Annotated in this window: 14 protein-coding genes; 8 read left to right on the top strand and 6 right to left on the bottom strand. The window is 39.8% G+C overall.

Annotated elements, in window-relative coordinates; all coding sequences use genetic code 11:
* The first annotated feature begins 240 nt into the window (after positions 1–240).
* On the top strand, positions 241–1,158 hold the full coding sequence (locus tag KCTC52924_RS03730) for a universal stress protein (RefSeq protein WP_251807154.1): 918 nt from the start codon (positions 241–243) through the stop codon (positions 1,156–1,158).
* Here KCTC52924_RS03730 and KCTC52924_RS03725 read toward each other — a convergent pair.
* Positions 1,145–1,363, bottom strand: coding sequence for a hypothetical protein (locus KCTC52924_RS03725; RefSeq protein WP_251807155.1), 219 nt, complete (start codon positions 1,361–1,363; stop codon positions 1,145–1,147). The two genes, KCTC52924_RS03730 and KCTC52924_RS03725, sit on opposite strands and share 14 nt — an antisense overlap.
* Positions 1,364–1,592: 229 nt before the next feature.
* Between KCTC52924_RS03725 and KCTC52924_RS03720 the strand changes: the two genes are divergently transcribed.
* Positions 1,593–2,288, top strand: coding sequence for an NrtR DNA-binding winged helix domain-containing protein (locus tag KCTC52924_RS03720; RefSeq protein WP_251807156.1), 696 nt, complete (start codon positions 1,593–1,595; stop codon positions 2,286–2,288).
* A 323-nt stretch (positions 2,289–2,611) separates the two neighbouring features.
* The gene (locus KCTC52924_RS03715; protein WP_251807158.1) at positions 2,612–3,769 is read left to right on the top strand and encodes a homogentisate 1,2-dioxygenase; all 1,158 of its coding nucleotides are present in this window, start codon (positions 2,612–2,614) and stop codon (positions 3,767–3,769) included.
* A gap of 16 nt (positions 3,770–3,785) precedes the next feature.
* On the opposite strand, the gene hutG is transcribed toward KCTC52924_RS03715, so the two are convergent.
* The 4 genes from hutG to hutH all read right to left on the bottom strand — a co-directional run bounded on the left by hutG (position 3,786) and on the right by hutH (position 9,959).
* Positions 3,786–4,751, bottom strand: coding sequence for a formimidoylglutamase (gene hutG / locus KCTC52924_RS03710; protein WP_251807160.1), 966 nt, complete (start codon positions 4,749–4,751; stop codon positions 3,786–3,788).
* Positions 4,752–5,058: 307 nt separating this feature from the next.
* Positions 5,059–7,071 carry a urocanate hydratase gene (locus KCTC52924_RS03705; protein WP_370671505.1) on the bottom strand — a complete coding sequence of 671 codons (2,013 nt, stop codon included), beginning with the start codon at positions 7,069–7,071 and terminating at the stop codon, positions 5,059–5,061.
* Between the two features lie 20 nt (positions 7,072–7,091).
* Positions 7,092–8,339 carry an imidazolonepropionase gene (gene hutI / locus KCTC52924_RS03700; RefSeq protein WP_251807162.1) on the bottom strand — a complete coding sequence of 416 codons (1,248 nt, stop codon included), beginning with the start codon at positions 8,337–8,339 and terminating at the stop codon, positions 7,092–7,094.
* A 39-nt stretch (positions 8,340–8,378) separates the two neighbouring features.
* Positions 8,379–9,959 (bottom strand): histidine ammonia-lyase, encoded by a 1,581-nt coding sequence (hutH, locus tag KCTC52924_RS03695; RefSeq protein WP_251807163.1) that lies wholly within the window; start codon positions 9,957–9,959, stop codon positions 8,379–8,381.
* Between the two features lie 78 nt (positions 9,960–10,037).
* Here hutH and KCTC52924_RS03690 point away from each other — a divergent pair, with 78 nt between their 5' ends.
* Entirely contained in the window at positions 10,038–10,940 is a 903-nt protein-coding gene (locus tag KCTC52924_RS03690; RefSeq protein WP_251807166.1) for a LysR family transcriptional regulator, read from the top strand.
* Between the two features lie 53 nt (positions 10,941–10,993).
* Positions 10,994–11,545, top strand: a complete 552-nt coding sequence (locus KCTC52924_RS03685; protein WP_251807167.1) for a nitroreductase — start codon at positions 10,994–10,996, stop codon at positions 11,543–11,545.
* Between the two features lie 13 nt (positions 11,546–11,558).
* Here the strand turns inward: KCTC52924_RS03685 and KCTC52924_RS03680 are convergent, their stop codons facing one another.
* Positions 11,559–12,071, bottom strand: coding sequence for a DUF456 domain-containing protein (locus KCTC52924_RS03680; protein ID WP_251807169.1), 513 nt, complete (start codon positions 12,069–12,071; stop codon positions 11,559–11,561).
* Between the two features lie 473 nt (positions 12,072–12,544).
* Between KCTC52924_RS03680 and KCTC52924_RS03675 the strand changes: the two genes are divergently transcribed.
* The 3 genes from KCTC52924_RS03675 (at position 12,545) to KCTC52924_RS03665 (ending at position 17,538) form a co-directional block, all read left to right on the top strand.
* Positions 12,545–12,844 carry a GIY-YIG nuclease family protein gene (locus tag KCTC52924_RS03675; protein ID WP_251807172.1) on the top strand — a complete coding sequence of 100 codons (300 nt, stop codon included), beginning with the start codon at positions 12,545–12,547 and terminating at the stop codon, positions 12,842–12,844.
* Between the two features lie 2,154 nt (positions 12,845–14,998).
* Positions 14,999–15,361 (top strand): BlaI/MecI/CopY family transcriptional regulator, encoded by a 363-nt coding sequence (locus KCTC52924_RS03670; protein WP_251806464.1) that lies wholly within the window; start codon positions 14,999–15,001, stop codon positions 15,359–15,361.
* On the top strand, positions 15,358–17,538 hold the full coding sequence (locus KCTC52924_RS03665; RefSeq protein WP_251806465.1) for a M56 family metallopeptidase: 2,181 nt from the start codon (positions 15,358–15,360) through the stop codon (positions 17,536–17,538). Before KCTC52924_RS03670 ends, KCTC52924_RS03665 begins: the two co-directional genes overlap by 4 nt.
* Positions 17,539–17,568 lie beyond the last annotated feature (30 nt).

Below are 17,568 nucleotides of genomic sequence, written 5' to 3'. Positions count from 1 at the left end.
CATATAGATTTTTCTCCAGTACACCTACCTTATTTGCCTACTATAATTCCTTATTTTATCTCATCTCCTATTTATCGGTTCCGATATATCCGTGCTACGGATTTGTTTGTACTACCAATCTAACGACCAGGTATAATCCCTATGTAATATGATAAAAGTCATAGATATAGCGGCTTAGTTCCGTTAATTTTACCTCATAATAGATTGTTGGATCAACGCGTATTTAAAACCTAAAAGGAATTGAAAAAGATATTATTACCAACGGATTTTTCTGCAAATGCTTGGAATGCTACCAAGTATGCAATTTCCCTTTATAAGGACGAAGAATGTACATTTTATGTGCTGAATACTTATACACCTACTATTGCTCATAGCAGATTTATGGCCTCTGCCGTTACTGGAAAAGCTTGTGAGGATGTGGTAAAATGTAATTCGGAAAAAGGATTAAAGCAACTTTTGGAGAGGATTGAGAAAGAATTTCCCAATGCCAAACATAAGTTCGTTCCCATTTCTTCCTTTAGTTTATTGGTAGATGAGGTTAAGAATATAATTGAAGCCAAAAACATTGATCTGGTAATAACCGGGACCAAAGGAGCTACAGGCTTAGAGGAGGTTTTTATGGGCAGCAATTCGGTTAGGATCATTAAATCTGTCAAGAATTGCCCAGTATTGGCAATTCCCCAATATTTTAAATTTAAAACTCCTTCAGAAATTGCCTTTGCAACAGATTTCAATAGATTTTATACTACATCAGAACTACAGCCACTACTGGAGATGGCAAAATCTTTTAAGGCAGCAATACGTATAGTGCACGTACAATACGAAATTAAATCCTTAACGGAAGTTCAGCAATTTAATCTGAATATGTTGCGGAAGTACTTAAAAGAAGTGGAACATTATGTTCATACCGTTTCAGAATTAAACTCCGTTTCCAAGACTTTGGAGGTTTTTTCCAATGAACTGGGAATTCACTTGTTGGCCATGTTAAATTACCAACATAGTTATATGGAGAAAATGACCAGGGAGCCGGTAATAAAACGTATGGCCTTTCATACCCAAATCCCGTTATTGGTCATTCCAGAATTAGGTATGGGAACCCCACCACATAGTAAACACAAAAAACAAGGATCCGTTACCGATACCCTCATGGATCAATAGGATGATCCTCATAAAAGTCTTCGAATGTTTTTTCAGTAGTATAATTGTCGGTCAGTACTTTATAGACCATATAGATAACCATAATCTGTCCTATTACCGTAAGGTAAAAGACCCAATTAAAGGGGAAGTTCATAGCGCCCATTATCGCCAGCATGACCAATACTGCTGTTGTGGTCATCACCCAAACTATAGCCGTATTTCTCATTTTTATTCTTAATTTACTCAAAATAGATAGTATTCCTTGTTAAGGGAATACTAAAAATAGGGGGTAAGTGCTGGTGTTGGACTGTCTTTTAAGTAAAAAACTCCTTTACCTCGTATAGGTAGGAATTAAATGAGGGTCAGGTTTATTGACAACCAAAATTATAAAATAATTAGTTTACTGTTAAAGTCTTATTTTTGATATTCATCAAGTAAACTATTGAATTCAACTATTGGACACAAAAATCAGCTATACCGGACATCCTAAAATTCTAGTGGCAACGGACTGCATTGTTTTTGGTTTTGACGAGGGAGTGTTAAAAATTTTAGTCTTTAAGCGAAGGATAGAACCGTTTAAAGGGGAATGGTCTTTAATTGGTAATTTTGTGGAGGAAGAAGAAAGTGTAACCGAGGCGGCCAGGCGAGTATTGTATCAATTCACAGGGCTGGAGAATATTTTTCTGAAAGAGCTGAAGGTGTATAGCGATGTAAAACGCGATTCCGGTGCCCGGTGTATTTCTATTGCACAGTACGCCCTAATTAGGATTCATGATTATGATAAGGGGCAGGTTGAAGGTCATGGGGCCAAATGGTTTGCCATGAATGAGCTACCAGGTCTGGTTTTAGACCACAATAACATGATTTCAGATGCGTTGGATCACCTTAGGCAAAAGGCGACCAGGAAGCCCATTGGTTTTGAACTGTTGCCTGAAAAATTCACTATTCCACAACTCCAGATATTATATGAATCTATCTTCCAAAAAAAATTGGACGATCGGAATTTCAGGAAGAAAGTATTGTCCTTTGATCTCCTTATTAAATTGGATGAGAAAGATAAGTCTACCTCTAAAAAAGGAGCATTTTTATACCGGTTCGATTATAGGAAATATAAAAAATTGGAAAAGTCAGGGTTTAATTTTGTGCTTTAGCATTTGTAAGACAGGGAGTTATTGATGCGAAGAAATAAGATGCTACAAAAGGGATTTATAATGAAACCTTTCCTATCTTTGTAATGTTGTGTTGTGTCCCAGTGAGAATTGGGACTTAGGTTGAAATTGTTGAGATCTACTGGATGTATTTCCAGTACAACAATAACCGATGAAAGGCTTTCCATTTTGGGGGGCTTTTTTTATTTTAGGACAGTCTGTCCTCCTCTTTATTTAAGCTCCTAATATTTTCAATACGCTGTAATTTATTGTATTTTTAATACAGAATACCTTGGAAAGGGGTTCCTAACAATAAACCTACAGCAATGCCATTATACCATAAGCTAGGTAATATTCCTCAGAAAAGACATACCATCTTTAAGAAGCCCGATGGAGGCCTGCATTATGAGCAGCTTTTTGGAACTATAGGTTTTGAAGGGATGTCCTCCTTAATGTATCACCTGCACCGACCTACGATGGTAAAGGAGGTGGGCAAAACATTGGATATCTCCCCGAGGGCCACGGTAGACCACAATATAAAATCGCGATTGCTAAAAGGCTTTGAGATTAAACCCGCAGATGATTTCTTGGATAGTAGAAAAGTGGTCTTATTCAATTCCGATGTACAATTAACATTGGCTTCTCCCAAAAAATCCATGACCGAATACTTTTATAAGAATGCGGATGCCGATGAATTGTTGTTTGTGCACAAGGGAAGTGGCACTTTAAAGACCATGTTGGGAGAGATTAATTTTAAATATGGCGATTACCTTATAATTCCGAGGGGAATGATCTATCAAATACATTTTGAGACCGAGGAAAATAGGTTGTTCATTACGGAATCCTATCACCCAATATACACCCCTAAAAGATATCGGAATTGGTTTGGTCAACACTTGGAACATGCACCGTTTTGCGAGCGCGATTTTAAGCTCCCTTCTAATTTGCAAACACATGATGAGCTAGGGAATTTTCTGTTAAAAGTTAAAAAACAAGGACAGTTGCATCATTTGGTATATGCCTCGCACCCTTTTGATGTAGTTGGATGGGACGGTTATAACTATCCCTATGGCTTCTCTATCCATAATTTTGAACCTATTACTGGCCGAATACACCAACCGCCCCCAGTGCATCAGACTTTTGAGACCTCAGCCTTTGTGGTCTGTTCCTTTGTGCCAAGGTTGTACGATTATCACCCCCAGTCCATTCCGGCTCCATACAATCATTCCAATATAGATTCTGATGAGGTTTTGTATTATGTGGAGGGAGATTTTATGAGTAGAAAGAATATAGATCAGGGATATATTTCCTTGCATCCCGCGGGAATACCTCATGGGCCACATCCAGGTACCTATGAGGCCAGTATAGGAAAATCCAGAACAGAAGAATTGGCAGTAATGGTAGATACTTTTAAACCCTTACAACTCACTCAGGCCGCTATGGAGATTGATGATGGTAACTATTACCAATCGTGGTTGGAATAGGGTCTTGAGCTGCTTATTATTGATGCAATACAAAGTGGATTAAGGAAGCAGCCAATTTTGCTGTTTGATCGTCTATATCGTAGGTAGGATTCATTTCTGCAATATCTAAACTGATCATTTTTTCAGAATCCCTAATAATTTCCAAACATTCCATAACTATTTCTGGCGAGAACCCCATTGGCGATGGCGCACTGACCCCAGGAGCGTAGGCAGAGGAAAATCCGTCTAGATCAATGGTAGTGCATAAATAATCTGCCTCTTTTATAAATCGCTCTAATTTAATTTTGATGTTGGCTAAATGGTGCAGATTGAAATTTTTATTTTCAATAACGCCCACGTTTAAATTCTTTGCGGTATCAAAAAGAGATTTTATATTGGCATCCTTACGAATGCCAAGGCACAAATATTTTAACTTCGTATTTTCCGCACTTAGGTCCTGTGCAATTTGATAAAAAGGTGTGCCAGAATTATTCCCTGATTTGTTGGAGCGTAGGTCAAAGTGTGCATCAAAATTGACGATGCCAATAGTTTTGTTCTTGCTTCGAGAAGCAAGTTGATTTTTAATTCCGTTAAAATGCCCGTAAGCAATATCGTGTCCGCCTCCTAAAAGAATAGGAAAGGTATTTAGTTCCAATAATCGAGAAACTGTTTCTGCTAGGGAGCTTTGGGCAGCTTCCATATTGGCGTTTATACATTGAATGTTGCCCATTTCAAAAAGTGCGGTATCGTCACTTAGATGGTTTGGCATTTTTGCCAATTGCTTCCGGATAGCATCGGGTCCCTCCGAAGCACCGATCCGACCTTGATTTCTTTTTACCCCTTCATCACATACATAACCTAAAATAGCAAAGGTTTGGTCGGTAAATTTGGAGAGACCGTCTTCTTTTAAATTAATATGACGCACCTTTTCATGGAGGTAGAGTTCTTTGTCGGAGGTTCTTCCGGTCCAGATCTCAGGGTTTGTAGGGATATAGTTTTTCATAAGAATGAAAGTGCTAAATGGAATTTCTTTTGCAATTGAATATAATAATTATTTATTGGATTGACTAAAGCCATAATGGATCATTATTTTTTATCCTCAGGCTAAAGCTAGTGGCAATTCAATATAGATTAATATTGATGTATTCGCCAAATGGACGCTAAGGATTTAGGGTAAGACAATGATACTTTACTGTTTTATTTTTATGCTATTGAATTTAATGCTTATCAAGGATTGTTTTGAATAGCCTCCAGATTTATCTGGGGGATTTAGATGGAAATAGTCGAGTGGCTTTAACCAAACCTGTTGCTTATTTAAACAATCCCTCCAACAAATCATCTGCTACTATATTGGGTAAAGTCACTTTTAGTTGCGGACTGCGTTCCATCTCTCTTTTTATAGCGAACATGGCCTCTTTATTACGGGCCCAACTTCTTCTTGAAATCCCATTATTTACATCATAGAACAACATATTCTTCAATTTTCTGGAGGCTTCTAGAGATCCATCCAGCACCATTCCAAATCCACCGTTGATGACCTCGCCCCAGCCTACTCCGCCACCATTGTGGATAGAAACCCAGGTAGCTCCCCTAAAACTGTCTCCAATTACATTGTGCATTGCCATATCAGCTGTGAATTTACTCCCATCATAGATGTTGCTGGTCTCCCTAAATGGGGAATCGGTACCACTTACATCATGGTGGTCGCGTCCCAATACAACGGGTGCGGTAATTTCCTTGGAGGCTATGGCCCTATTAAAAGCTTCTGCTATTTTGGCCCTTCCCTCAGCATCTGCGTACAAGATTCTGGCCTTTGAGCCTACAACCAGATTGTTGCTTTCGGCCTCTTTGATCCATTTTATGTTGTCTTGTACCTGCTGTTGTATCTCTGGCGGAGCCGTGACTTTAATTTCTTCCATCACCCTTAAGGCAATGGCATCTGTTTTTTGTAGGTCGGACTTCTCGCCAGAAGTACAGACCCACCTAAATGGTCCAAATCCGTAATCGAAACACATAGGTCCCAGAATATCCTGAACATAGGAAGGATATTTAAAATCGATTTTATTATCAGCCATGATAGCTGCACCAGCACGGGAGGCTTCTAGTAGAAAGGCATTGCCGTAATCAAAGAAATAGGTGCCTTTGGCGGTATGTTTATTTATGGCTTTCACTTGCCTTCGTAAAGAGGTTTGTACCTTTTCCCTAAAAGTTTCCGGGTCTTTGCTCATCATGGAATTTGCCGCTTCAAAACTGAGTCCGGCCGGGTAATACCCTCCCGACCATGGATTGTGCAGGGAGGTCTGGTCGGAACCTAGGTGAATAGCTATTTCTTCTTCATAAAACTTTTCCCAAACCTCCACTATATTGCCAATATACGCTAGGGATACTACTTCCTTTTTAGCAATAGCCCTCTTTGCCCGTGTGGTTAATTGGTCTATATCTTTTATAAGTTCATCTACCCACCCTTGCTGGTGTCTTTTTTCTGCGGCGGCTGGATTGACTTCTGCGCAAATGGTGATACAACCTGCAATATTCCCTGCCTTTGGTTGTGCCCCACTCATACCACCAAGTCCGGCAGTAAGGAATATTTTTCCCGCAGGAGTTTCTTTGGTATTAAGCACTTTTCTAAAGGCGTTCAGCAGGGTGATAGCGGTACCATGAACAATTCCTTGTGGGCCAATATACATATAGGAACCGGCTGTCATCTGCCCGTATTGGGTAACGCCGAGCGCATTGTATTTCTCCCAATCGTCCGGTTTGGAATAGTTGGGAATCATCATTCCGTTGGTCACGACCACTCTTGGTGCATCTTTGGAGGAAGGAAACAATCCCATAGGGTGGCCAGAATAAATGTGTAAGGTCTGCTCCTCGGTCATACTGGACAAATACTGCATCGTTAACAGGTATTGTGCCCAGTTCTGAAAAACGGCCCCATTGCCCCCGTAGGTAATCAGTTCCTCGGGATGCTGCGCTACAGCAGGGTCGAGGTTATTTTGGATCATCAACATAATGCTGGCGGCCTGTGGTGTTTGCGCAGGATATTCGCTGATCGGTCGTGCAAATAGGGGGTAGTCTGGTTTAAAGCGATGCATATAGATCCTACCAAGGGTATTTAGTTCCGCTACAAACTCTATGACAAGCTCTGGATGCCATACTGCAGGAAAATAGCGCAATGCATTTCTAATGGCTAGTTTTTTTTCTTCCTTAGAAAGTATGTCCTTGCGTTTAGGTGCGGTATTGGCAATTTTTGGATAGGTTTTTTTGAGAGGTAATTCCTTGGGAATTCCTTGAAGTACCTGATTTCTAAAAGTATCTTTTATCACGGGTGCAGTATTTTTAAGGGTTAAAGGCCAACCACTAGTGTTCCTTTTTTAAATACCATTTTGGGTTGTAGCATACCCTGCTGGTACAATATTTCCTTGTAATTAGTAGTTGGGAATGCTATGAAATCTGCTAGTAATCCAGTTTCAATTTTTCCTCGGTCTTTTAATCCCAAGGCTGCCGCAGCTCTATAGGTAATTCCCGATAGCACTTCGGTATTGGTGAGCTTTTCAAAAGTCCCTAAGACTGCTGCCTGCATTAGCAGATTGCCCATAGGGGCAGAACCCGGATTCCAATCGCTTGCAATGGCGACACTGGCTCCGGCATCTAATAATTGGCGGGCAGGGGTGTAGTTACATCCCAAGCCCATAGAGGCTCCGGGTAGGGCAGTGGCGATTACATTACTATTGGCCAAAAGTTGAATTTCGGTTTCCGTACTTGCCTCTAAGTGGTCGGCACTAATGGCCCCGTACTTTACGGCTACCGCACTTCCTCCTGTTGAGAATTGATCTGCATGAACCGTAATATCGAATCCCATCTCTTTTGCCTTTTCAAAATAGGTGGCAATAGTGGCTTCAGAATAGGCCCCTTCCTCCAAAAACGCATCGATTCTATGGGTCAGATTTTCTTTTTTTAAAATTGGAAAAAGTGTGGTGCTTATTTCCGATAGGTATTCTTCCGGGGTGCCCTTAAAATCTTTGGGTACCATATGTGCAGCCAAACAAGTAGGAATAAGATCGGCATCAATAGCCTTATTGGCGGTGGCAATGGCAATGAGCATTTTTAATTCCTCCTCTACCGACAGCCCGTACCCGCTTTTCACTTCTATGGTAGTCACTCCTTGCTGCAAATGTCTATTGGCTCGTTTTATTATGCCTTTAACGAGATTCGCGGAACTCGATTTTCTTGTTTGGGTAACCGTATCCCATATCCCACCACCAGATTTGGCAATTTCTAAATAGGTTTTACCAGCATTTCTAAGGGAATAGTCGTTTGCCCTACTTCCCCCAAAACAGATGTGGGTATGGGCATCTATTAATCCTGGCAGACCTACCATATCAGAATCAATCTTTATGATTTCAGCGCTTAAATCATGGGCTTCTTTTTCTAGGTCTAAAAACGATCCTACAGAATAAATTTTTTCGTCCTTGGTAATAATGCCCCCATTTTCTATAATCGATAATTGGTGATCCTGTAAGGCACCCTTTATCGGTAGTCCGGACATGGTTAGGAGTTGCTTAAATGGACCTATAAGTGTAAATTTTTTCATGTTTAAATTTTTGATTTGGCTGCCCTTTGCCTATTTATTTTAAAAATGCTCAAACTCTCCCTCAAACGGACTGTTCGGTAAAAACTTGTTCTGTTTCATTACCTTCTGTACGATGCGGATGAGGGTTTTATTCTCAATTAGTTCGATTCCTTTTTCAATATCATCGGAAAAAATTCGGTCCTTATCTGCAAAGGCTACTTTTTTACGGACTTCCTTATGGACTTCATCCAGAATAATGCCCGATTTCATTGGTTTTCTGAATTCGAATGCCTGAGCTGCGGTCAGCAGTTCTATGGCCAATATTTTTTCTACATTTCCCAAAACCTGCAGGGCCTTCCTTCCGCTGATGGATCCCATACTAACATGGTCTTCCTGCCCTAAGGAGGTAGGAATGCTGTCTGCGCTGGCAGGAAAACAAAGTCCCTTATTTTCACTTGCTAAAGCTGCCGTGGTGTACTGTAGTATCATGTAACCTGAATTGATTCCGGTATCTTCCATCAGTAATTTTGGGACTCCGGGACTATTCCCTTCCAGGGCCAGGTAAATTCTACGATCTGAAATATTTCCTAGTTCGGAGGCTGCTAAGCAAGCATAATCGAGCACCATGGCCAAGGGCTGACCATGAAAACTGCCCCCACTGATCGTTAATTCCTCATCTATGATAATGGGATTATCGGTAACGGAATTTAGTTCTATTTCCAATAATTCCTTAAGGTGCAACCACGCATTTCTAGAGGCGCCGTGCACCTGTGGGATGCATCGCAGGGAATAGGGGTCCTGAACCTTTTCGCAATTTACGTGGTCCATCAAAATTTCTGAATCCTTTAATAAAAACCGGATGTTTGCAGCAACATGGTCATTCCCTTTAAAGGGACGCAGCTGATGCAATTCTTTAAAAAATGGTTTTACACTTCCCTGTAGGCCTTCGATCATCATGGCGCCTATGATATCTGCTTGAGTAAGACAGGCCTGCATTTTTTCGACCACTTTCACGGCATGGGCAGCAATAAATTGGGTGCCATTAATTAGCGCTAGGCCTTCCTTTGGTCCCAATTCCAGTGGCTGGAGTTCTGCATTCTTGAGGAGCTCCGCAGTCGTCATCACTTCCCCTTTATAATTTACTTTACCCAATCCGATCAAGGGTAAGAACAGATGGGAAAGGGGCGCCAGATCCCCTGATGCCCCAACGGAACCTTGGGAAGGGACTATTGGAACAGCATTATTATCCACATGCCATAATATTCTGTCCAAAGTAGTTTCTGCGATGCCAGAATACCCTTTGGCCAAAGAATGGATCTTTAGAATCAACATCAGTTTGGCAATTTCGGTTGCTATAGGCGGTCCAACCCCAACACTATGACTTTTTAAAATATTGGTCTGTAATATTTTAACCTCCGATTTGGATATTTTGGTGGTGCACAAAGGACCAAAGCCAGTGTTTATTCCGTAAACAGGCTCCCCTTTTTCTACAATATTAGCTACAACATCGCAGCTAGACTTTATGCTTTTTCTAGCAATGGTGGAAATTTCTCCCTTGGTAGTTCCCCTTGCTATGGAAAGTGCCATTCCGGCGGTGAGATACCCTTCCCCGAATAGAAATACTTTTTTTGAACTGGACATGGATAAGTTTTTATATTTATAAAATTATTGATTAAGTTTGATAATTGCCAATACCAATAAGTTACATAATTAATAACCATGGGTTATCAAATAGAAATACGACATTTCAAATATTTTTTAGCGGTAGCAGATGAATTGCATTATCGGAAAGCCGCGGAAAAACTGTGTATTTCACAGCCTGGCTTAAGTAGGCAGATAAAGCAGATGGAGGAGATTCTGAAGGTGAAACTATTTATTAGGAGTAAAAGGAAAGTAGCGCTTACCGCTGCAGGGGAATACCTAAAAGGGGAAATTGAATTTATTTTAAATCATCTTGAGGTTACGAAAAAGCAGTTGAAATATATAAGTCAGGGCGATTTTGGAGAGGTACGGATTGGATTTTTGGGCTCTGCCATGCAAGAAGTAATTCCCGATTTGTTACTCAAGCTTAAGGATAAGTTTCCAGGTATCCGTACCAGTTTGGAGGAGGTTTCCAACAATGCACAGATTAATTCCTTGCTAAAGGATAAATTGGATATGGGTTTTGTTCGCTTGTCCCGGGTTCCAGATGGCTTTAATATTAAACCAGTATACGAGGATACCTTTTCTGTGGTTTTGCCAGAACGATATCCATTGCTGACTAGGGATTTTGAAGATGTTGGTCAATTATCAGAAGAGAATTTTATACTGTTCTCTCAGGATTATAGTCCGTTGTACTTCGATACTATAATGAGTATATGTGAAGATGCTGGTTTTACCCCTAAGGTATCCCATAAATCGGTACATGCACAGACGATTTTTAAGTTGGTAGAGAACAATTTAGGAGTGGCCATAGTTCCTACCTCCTTGCAATTCGGGTTTCAGATGAAAGTGAAATTTATAGAATTGAAGAAAATCCCTCAGAAAGCAATATTATCGGTGGTCTGGAAAGAGGACAATAGGAATCCAGCTTTGAGGCATTGTGTTAATTTATTGTTGGAGCAGGCATCGAATGCCAATTGATAATGTAATTTTAGAACCTTTTAATAGATAGTTACTTTTAAATAATAGGAATTATGATTTTTGATGTAATTAAGGAAAGACGGTCGGTTTTCCCGGCACAGTATATAGATACTCCAATTTCTAAAGAAGATATCTCAAAAGTATTGGAAGCAGCCAATTGTGCACCTACCCATAAAAAAACGGAACCATGGCGATTTAAGGTCTTGCAGGGAGAGGCTAAGGATAAATTGGGATTATTTTTGTCCCTAAAGTATATGGAAACGGACCCCAAGCCTAAACAATTTAAGGTAGAAAAATTGATTTCCAATCCAAAAAAAGCGGGTGCCATAATTGCAATCTGCATGCAGCGCGATCCCAAAGAAAGCTTGCCAGAATGGGAAGAGGTGGCGGCAACCGCCATGGCGGTTCAGAATATGTGGCTCTGCTGCACCCATTTGGGTATTGGATGTTATTGGAGCTCCCCTGGATTAATACAGTATATGGACGATTTTTTTGATTTGAACGAGGGTGAAAAATGTCTTGGATTTTTCTATATGGGTAATTACGAGGGAGAAATCCCCGAGGTTGATAGAGGTTCTTGGGAAGAAAAAGTGACTTGGATGTAGTGACTAGACGTATTTAAAAAAACGGAAACAAGGTCGATTTATATTCCCAAGCCTTATAGATAAATAATCCTAGGTATACCATTGTGACCATAAATTTGATAAAGGTGCCGGTCAGGAAACCTAGAAAAGATCCAAAAGCAGCCTTCAGGGCTGTTTTTTGGTCTGCTTTATTGATCAATTCCCCTACAAATGCACCCAGAAACGGCCAGATGATAATTCCAAAGAATCCGAGTACCGGAAAGATCAGGGCAATTAATAGTCCAATAGTGGTTCCTATCATTCCCCATTTACTGCCTCCAAATTTTTTGGTTCCCCATACGGGAATAATATAATCCAGCGCGAAAACTAGAAGCGCTATGCACAGGGTAATGCCCAAAAACACCCAATCCTCTGGTACCGCCTTGGTAAGGTGCAGTAGGAGTAAACCAATCCAACTTACCGGTGTTCCTGGTAAAACGGGAAGAAAACTTCCTAGAATTCCTACAAACATTAAAATAAATCCAAGAATTAGCAATACTATATCCATTGGTAATTAGTGATATTTTTAGAAAAGATGCGCTTTTGTTGTGGCTAAGATAGGGATGAAAATTAATTTTTCAATCCAATATAGTATTCCCTTTTAAGTTAGTTTAGCAGATTCTTCATGCTTTTTCTCCTTTTGGGTGTGCAAGGTTTAGTCACTTCGACAGAGTCCCTTTTTTCGGGACGACGAGAAGTCGCACTGGATAATCTTTTGGACATCCTAGTTTTGTCTTTTAGTAGGGTATTAGCATCTTGCATTACCATCTAGTTTTCGTTTAGCTACTTGTGCGATTTAGCTCATAACATTTTTATTTTAGGGGTATTCGTGAACCTTCGGTTTCTCCCTTTCGGTCGAAATGACTGTTTTTGTCATTTTTATATAAAGTGTTTTACGCTTTGTTTTATGGTCTCATCATCCACAAAATGATCAATTGGAATAAAATACTATATTAGAGTAACCTCAATCCAAGCTTTAAATTGTTTTACAATCACTTTGTATATATAACCACTAGCGAATACCGTACAACGCTATATGTAGGGGTGACTAACAATATCCAACGTAGGCTGTCCCAACACTATTTTGATAGTCAAAATTCCAAAAAATCCTTTGCTGGAAAATATAACTGTATTTACTTGGTATATTATGAAGGTTTTGAAAACCCAAATGATGCTATTGCCCGAGAAAAGGAAATTAAAAAGTGGCGTAGGGAAAAGAAAAATAGTATTATTTCCACTTTTAATCCTAAATGGGAAACCCTCAATAATCAGATCTTTTAACTGGTATAGAAATTAATCTCTAGCTTGTCTTTATAATTACGTCTTCTAAACGACCAATAGTCACTTCGACAGAGTCCTTTTTCGGGACGACGAGAAGTCGCACAAGATAGGTTTTTGGACATCCTAGTCTTGTCTTTTAGTAGGGTAGTTTCATCTTGCATTACTATCTAGTTTTCGTTTAGCTACTTGTGTGATTTCTCTCTGTCGATCGAAATGACTGTTGAGGTCACTTCGATATGAGGTGCTTTTCGCACCGATTGAGAAGTCACACAAGAATGGCTTTAGGGTATCTTAGTTTAGTCATATCCAATATAGTTACATCCTTCATTTCATTAAAGTTATCGTTTAGCTACTTGTGCGATTTAGCTCATGATATTTTTATTTTAAGGGTATTCGTGAACCTTCGGTTTCTCCATACTGGTCGAAATGACTGTTGAGGTCACTTCGATATGAGGTGCTTTTCGCACCGATTGAGAAGTCACACAAGAATGGCTTTAGGGTATCTTAGTTTAGTCATATCCAATATAGTTACATCCTTCATTTCATTAAAGTTATCGTTTAGCTACTTGTGCGATTTAGCTCATGATATTTTTATTTTAAGGGTATTCGTGAACCTTCGGTTTCTCCATACTGGTCGAAATGACTGTTGAGGTCACTTCGATATGAGGTGCTTTTCGCACCGATTGAGAAGTCACACAAGAATGGCTTTAGGGTATCTTAGTTTAGTCATATCCAATATAGTTACATCCTTCATTTCATTGAAGCTTTCGTTTAGCTACTTGTGCGATTTCTCTCTGTCGATCGAAATGACTGTTGAGGTCACTTCGATATGAGGTGCTTTTCGCACCGATTGAGAAGTCACACAAGAATGGCTTTAGGGTATCTTAGTTTAGTCATATCCAATATAGTTACATCCTTCATTTCATTGAAGCTTTCGTTTAGCTACTTGTGCGATTTCTCTCTGTCGATCGAAATGACTGTTGAGGTCACTTCGATATGAGGTGCTTTTCGCACCGATTGAGAAGTCACACAAGAATGGCTTTAGGGTATCTTAGTTTAGTCATATCCAATATAGTTACATCCTTCATTTCATTGAAGCTTTCGTTTAGCTACTTGTGCGATTTCTCTCTGTCGATCGAAATGACTGTTGAGGTCACTTCGATATGAGGTGCTTTTCGCACCGATTGAGAAGTCACACAAGAATGGCTTTAGGGTATCTTAGTTTAGTCATATCCAATATAGTTACATCCTTCATTTCATTAAAGCTTTCGTTTAGCTACTTGTGCGATTTAGCTCATGATATTTTTATTTTAAGGGTATTCGTGAACCTTCGGTTTCTCCATACTGGTCGAAATGACTGTTGAGGTCACTTCGATATGAGGTGCTTTTCGCACCGATTGAGAAGTCACACAAGAATGGCTTTAGGGTATCTTAGTTTAGTCATATCCAATATAGTTACATCCTTCATTTCATTGAAGCTTTCGTTTAGCTACTTGTGCGATTTCTCTCTGTCGATCGAAATGACTGTTGAGGTCACTTCGATATGAGGTGCTTTTCGCACCGATTGAGAAGTCACACAAGAATGGCTTTAGGGTATCTTAGTTTGGTCATATCCAATATAGTTACATCCTTCATTTCATTAAAGTTATCGTTTAGCTACTTGTGCGATTTAGCTCATGATATTTTTATTTTAAGGGTATTCGTGAACCTTCGGTTTCTCCATACTGGTCGAAATGACTGTTGAGGTCACTTCGATATGAGGTGCTTTTCGCACCGATTGAGAAGTCACACAAGAATGGCTTTAGGGTATCTTAGTTTAGTCATATCCAATATAGTTACATCCTTCATTTCATTGAAGTTATCGTTTAGCTACTTGTGCGATTTAGCTCATGATATTTTTATTTTAGGGGTATTCGTGAACCTTCGGTTTCTCCCTTTCTGTCGAAATGACCGTGTTAGTCACTTCGACAGAGTCCTTTTTTCAGGACGACGAGAAGTCGCACATATTACTTCTTTTAAGGGAGGGACTATCTATGAATTAGGACACCTTTCTTAAACAAAATCACTTCAACATAAAATTTAACAACTAAATAGTTAGTTTAAACTAAGGTTTTAGTTATATTTGATTTGCAGTTAAACTAAAAAGTTAGTTATATGAGACAGTTGACCAAGGCCGAAGAGGAGGTAATGCAAGTTTTATGGCAGTTGCAAAAATGTAATGTAGCAGCAATCATAGACGAATTACCAGAACCTAAGCCGGCATATAATACAGTGTCTACTATTGTCCGAATACTAGAGAGCAAAGGCTTCGTAGACCACGAGAAGGAGGGAAGGGGACATTTATATTTTCCTTTGGTAAAGAAATCAGATTACGGGAACCAATCCATTAATAAATTAGTGGATGGCTATTTTCAAGGATCTTTTAAAAGTATGGTCTCTTTCTTTATGAAAAAGAACGATATGAGCTTATTGGAGTTGGAATCCATTATGAAGGAAATTAAAAAGGAGAAGGAATGATACAATATATCCTAGAATGCATGGTGTTTCAGCTATTATTTTTAATAGTGTACGACCTATTTTTAAAAAGGGAAACCTTTTTTCAATGGAACCGGGCCTACCTTCTAGGTTCCTTTGTACTTTCCTTATTGCTCCCCTGGATTAAGATTGAAGCGCTAAAATCCACCGTATCTCAAGAATCTTTTGTTTACCCAGAATATCTGTGGGGCATGGATATGTCCTCAGGGTTTGTGGGGGCAGCTAAGCCCACGGCTTCCTTTCACCTTTCCATCACCGAAATGGTTTTGTATGCAGGAATGCTCATAGCAGCAGTGTTGTTTTGCTTTAAACTGTATCAACTTTATCGACTTAAAAGAAAGGGAGAAATCCGATACTTTGAAAATTTCACCAGAATAATGATGCACAATAGTCAAATGGCCTTTTCATTTTTCAGGTCCATTTTCATAGGGGACAAAGTGTTGGAAAAAGATCATGATAGTATCATTCAGCACGAGTTGGTGCATATAGAACATCGCCACTCCTTGGATTTATTGTTCTTTGAGCTCATGCGCATTATAGGCTGGTTTAATCCCTTGGTCTATGTCTATCAAAACCGGGTTTCCGAAGTGCACGAGTTCATCGCCGATGCAAAAGTTGCCAAGACCCATAAATCAGAGCAGTATCAGTTGCTATTGTCACAGGTCTTTCAGACCCAAAACATTTCATTTATCAATCATTTTTATAAAAGTTCATTAATCAAAAAACGAATCGTCATGTTACAAAAAACACAATCAAAACAAATCTGGAGGTTAAAGTATTTATTAATGCTGCCCTTGGTATTGGGGATGTTGGTCTACACTTCTATGGAGGGTAAAGCTTCCTCTACTATTCGCCCAGATCTAGACCTTGAAACCATCGGAATTAACTACCAAGATCCAATTGATGTCCCTTTTGCCGTAGCAGAAAAGGTGCCCGTTTTTCCCGGTTGTGAAAATTCAGGGGATATGAGGGTTTGTTTTAATGAAATGATGCAGAAGCATATCAGCGAGAATTTCAGGTATCCAGAAGAGGCCCAAAAGAAAGGGATTCAAGGAAGGGTAAATATTATGTTCGTTATCCAGGAGGATGGGAGCATAGGCGATTTTCGGATGAGGGGGCCTGATACGCTTTTGGAAGAAGAGGCAGCACGCATTATTTCCCTACTGCCCAAAATGACCCCGGGCGAATATAAAGGGGAAAAGGTCCGGATTCCGTTTTCCATTCCCATTACCTTTAAATTACAAGGAGATGAGGACTTCGATTTAATCGATAATTCGTCAGCTCCCGATATGGCTGCTAAATACAATGAGTTGTTGAAAGAGCGGGAGCGATTGTTGAGGAACTCTAATAATAAAAACCCGGTAATTGTCAATTTAGACCAACAATTAAAGGCGCTTCAGAAACAAATCGGCGCTAATGATATATATATTCCTTTTGCAACCATTGAAAAGGCACCCCTTTTCCCCGGTTGTGAGGATGCGGAGGATAGGAGAGTTTGTTTTAATCAGATGATGCAGAAACATATCAGCGAGAATTTTAGGTATCCAGAAGAGGCCCAAAAGAAAGGAATTGAAGGCAGGGTTAATATTATGTTTGTTATTCAAGAGGATGGGAGTATAGGTGATCTTAGGATGCGTGGACCTGATAAGCTTTTAGAAAAAGAGGCAGCACGTATTATTTCCTTACTACCCAAAATGACCCCAGGCGAACATAGAGGTAAGGCTGCGCGGGTACCGTTTTCCATTCCAATCACTTTTAAGTTGGACCCCGAGATTACAGCGGTTCCCGCTTCCATGGAGACTGATCAAATGCCTGCTGTGCCCTTTGCAATTGTTGAAGAGGTTCCTATTTTTCCCGGTTGTGAGAATGCGGAGGATAAAAGAGCTTGCTTTAATGAAATGATGCAGGAGCATATTGCCGAAAGCTTCAGATATCCCGAGGAAGCGCAAAAGAAAAACATTCAAGGCCGAGTTAATATTATGTTCATGATCGGCACAGATGGCTTCATTGGAAATGTGGTGTTGGAGGGGCCGGACAAGCTTCTTGAGGAAGAGGCAAGACGTATGGTTTCTCTTTTGCCGGAAATGTCCCCAGGAAAACAAAAAGGTAAAAAAGTAAGGGTGCCTTATTCCACTCATATCACCTTTAAACTTCAATAAATTTAAGAGAGTAGAACAAAGAAATCCATA

Origin of the sequence: Arenibacter antarcticus (genome assembly GCF_041320605.1) — a bacterium.
Taxonomy (GTDB): Bacteria; Bacteroidota; Bacteroidia; order Flavobacteriales; family Flavobacteriaceae; genus Arenibacter; species Arenibacter antarcticus.
This window is presented reverse-complemented; position numbering and strand designations above follow the sequence as displayed.

Bases quoted from the DNA above. Each gene is read 5' to 3' on its own strand.
- KCTC52924_RS03725 (WP_251807155.1), bottom strand. From the start codon at position 1,363: ATGAGAAATACGGCTATAGTTTGGGTGATGACCACAACAGCAGTATTG.
- KCTC52924_RS03715 (WP_251807158.1), top strand. From the start codon at position 2,612: ATGCCATTATACCATAAGCTAGGTAATATTCCTCAGAAAAGACATACC.
- KCTC52924_RS03680 (WP_251807169.1), bottom strand. From the start codon at position 12,071: ATGGATATAGTATTGCTAATTCTTGGATTTATTTTAATGTTTGTAGGA.
- KCTC52924_RS03670 (WP_251806464.1), top strand. From the start codon at position 14,999: ATGAGACAGTTGACCAAGGCCGAAGAGGAGGTAATGCAAGTTTTATGG.
- KCTC52924_RS03665 (WP_251806465.1), top strand. From the start codon at position 15,358: ATGATACAATATATCCTAGAATGCATGGTGTTTCAGCTATTATTTTTA.
- KCTC52924_RS03690 (WP_251807166.1), top strand. From the start codon at position 10,038: ATGGGTTATCAAATAGAAATACGACATTTCAAATATTTTTTAGCGGTA.
- hutI (WP_251807162.1), bottom strand. From the start codon at position 8,339: ATGAAAAAATTTACACTTATAGGTCCATTTAAGCAACTCCTAACCATG.
- hutH (WP_251807163.1), bottom strand. From the start codon at position 9,959: ATGTCCAGTTCAAAAAAAGTATTTCTATTCGGGGAAGGGTATCTCACC.
- KCTC52924_RS03685 (WP_251807167.1), top strand. From the start codon at position 10,994: ATGATTTTTGATGTAATTAAGGAAAGACGGTCGGTTTTCCCGGCACAG.
- hutG (WP_251807160.1), bottom strand. From the start codon at position 4,751: ATGAAAAACTATATCCCTACAAACCCTGAGATCTGGACCGGAAGAACC.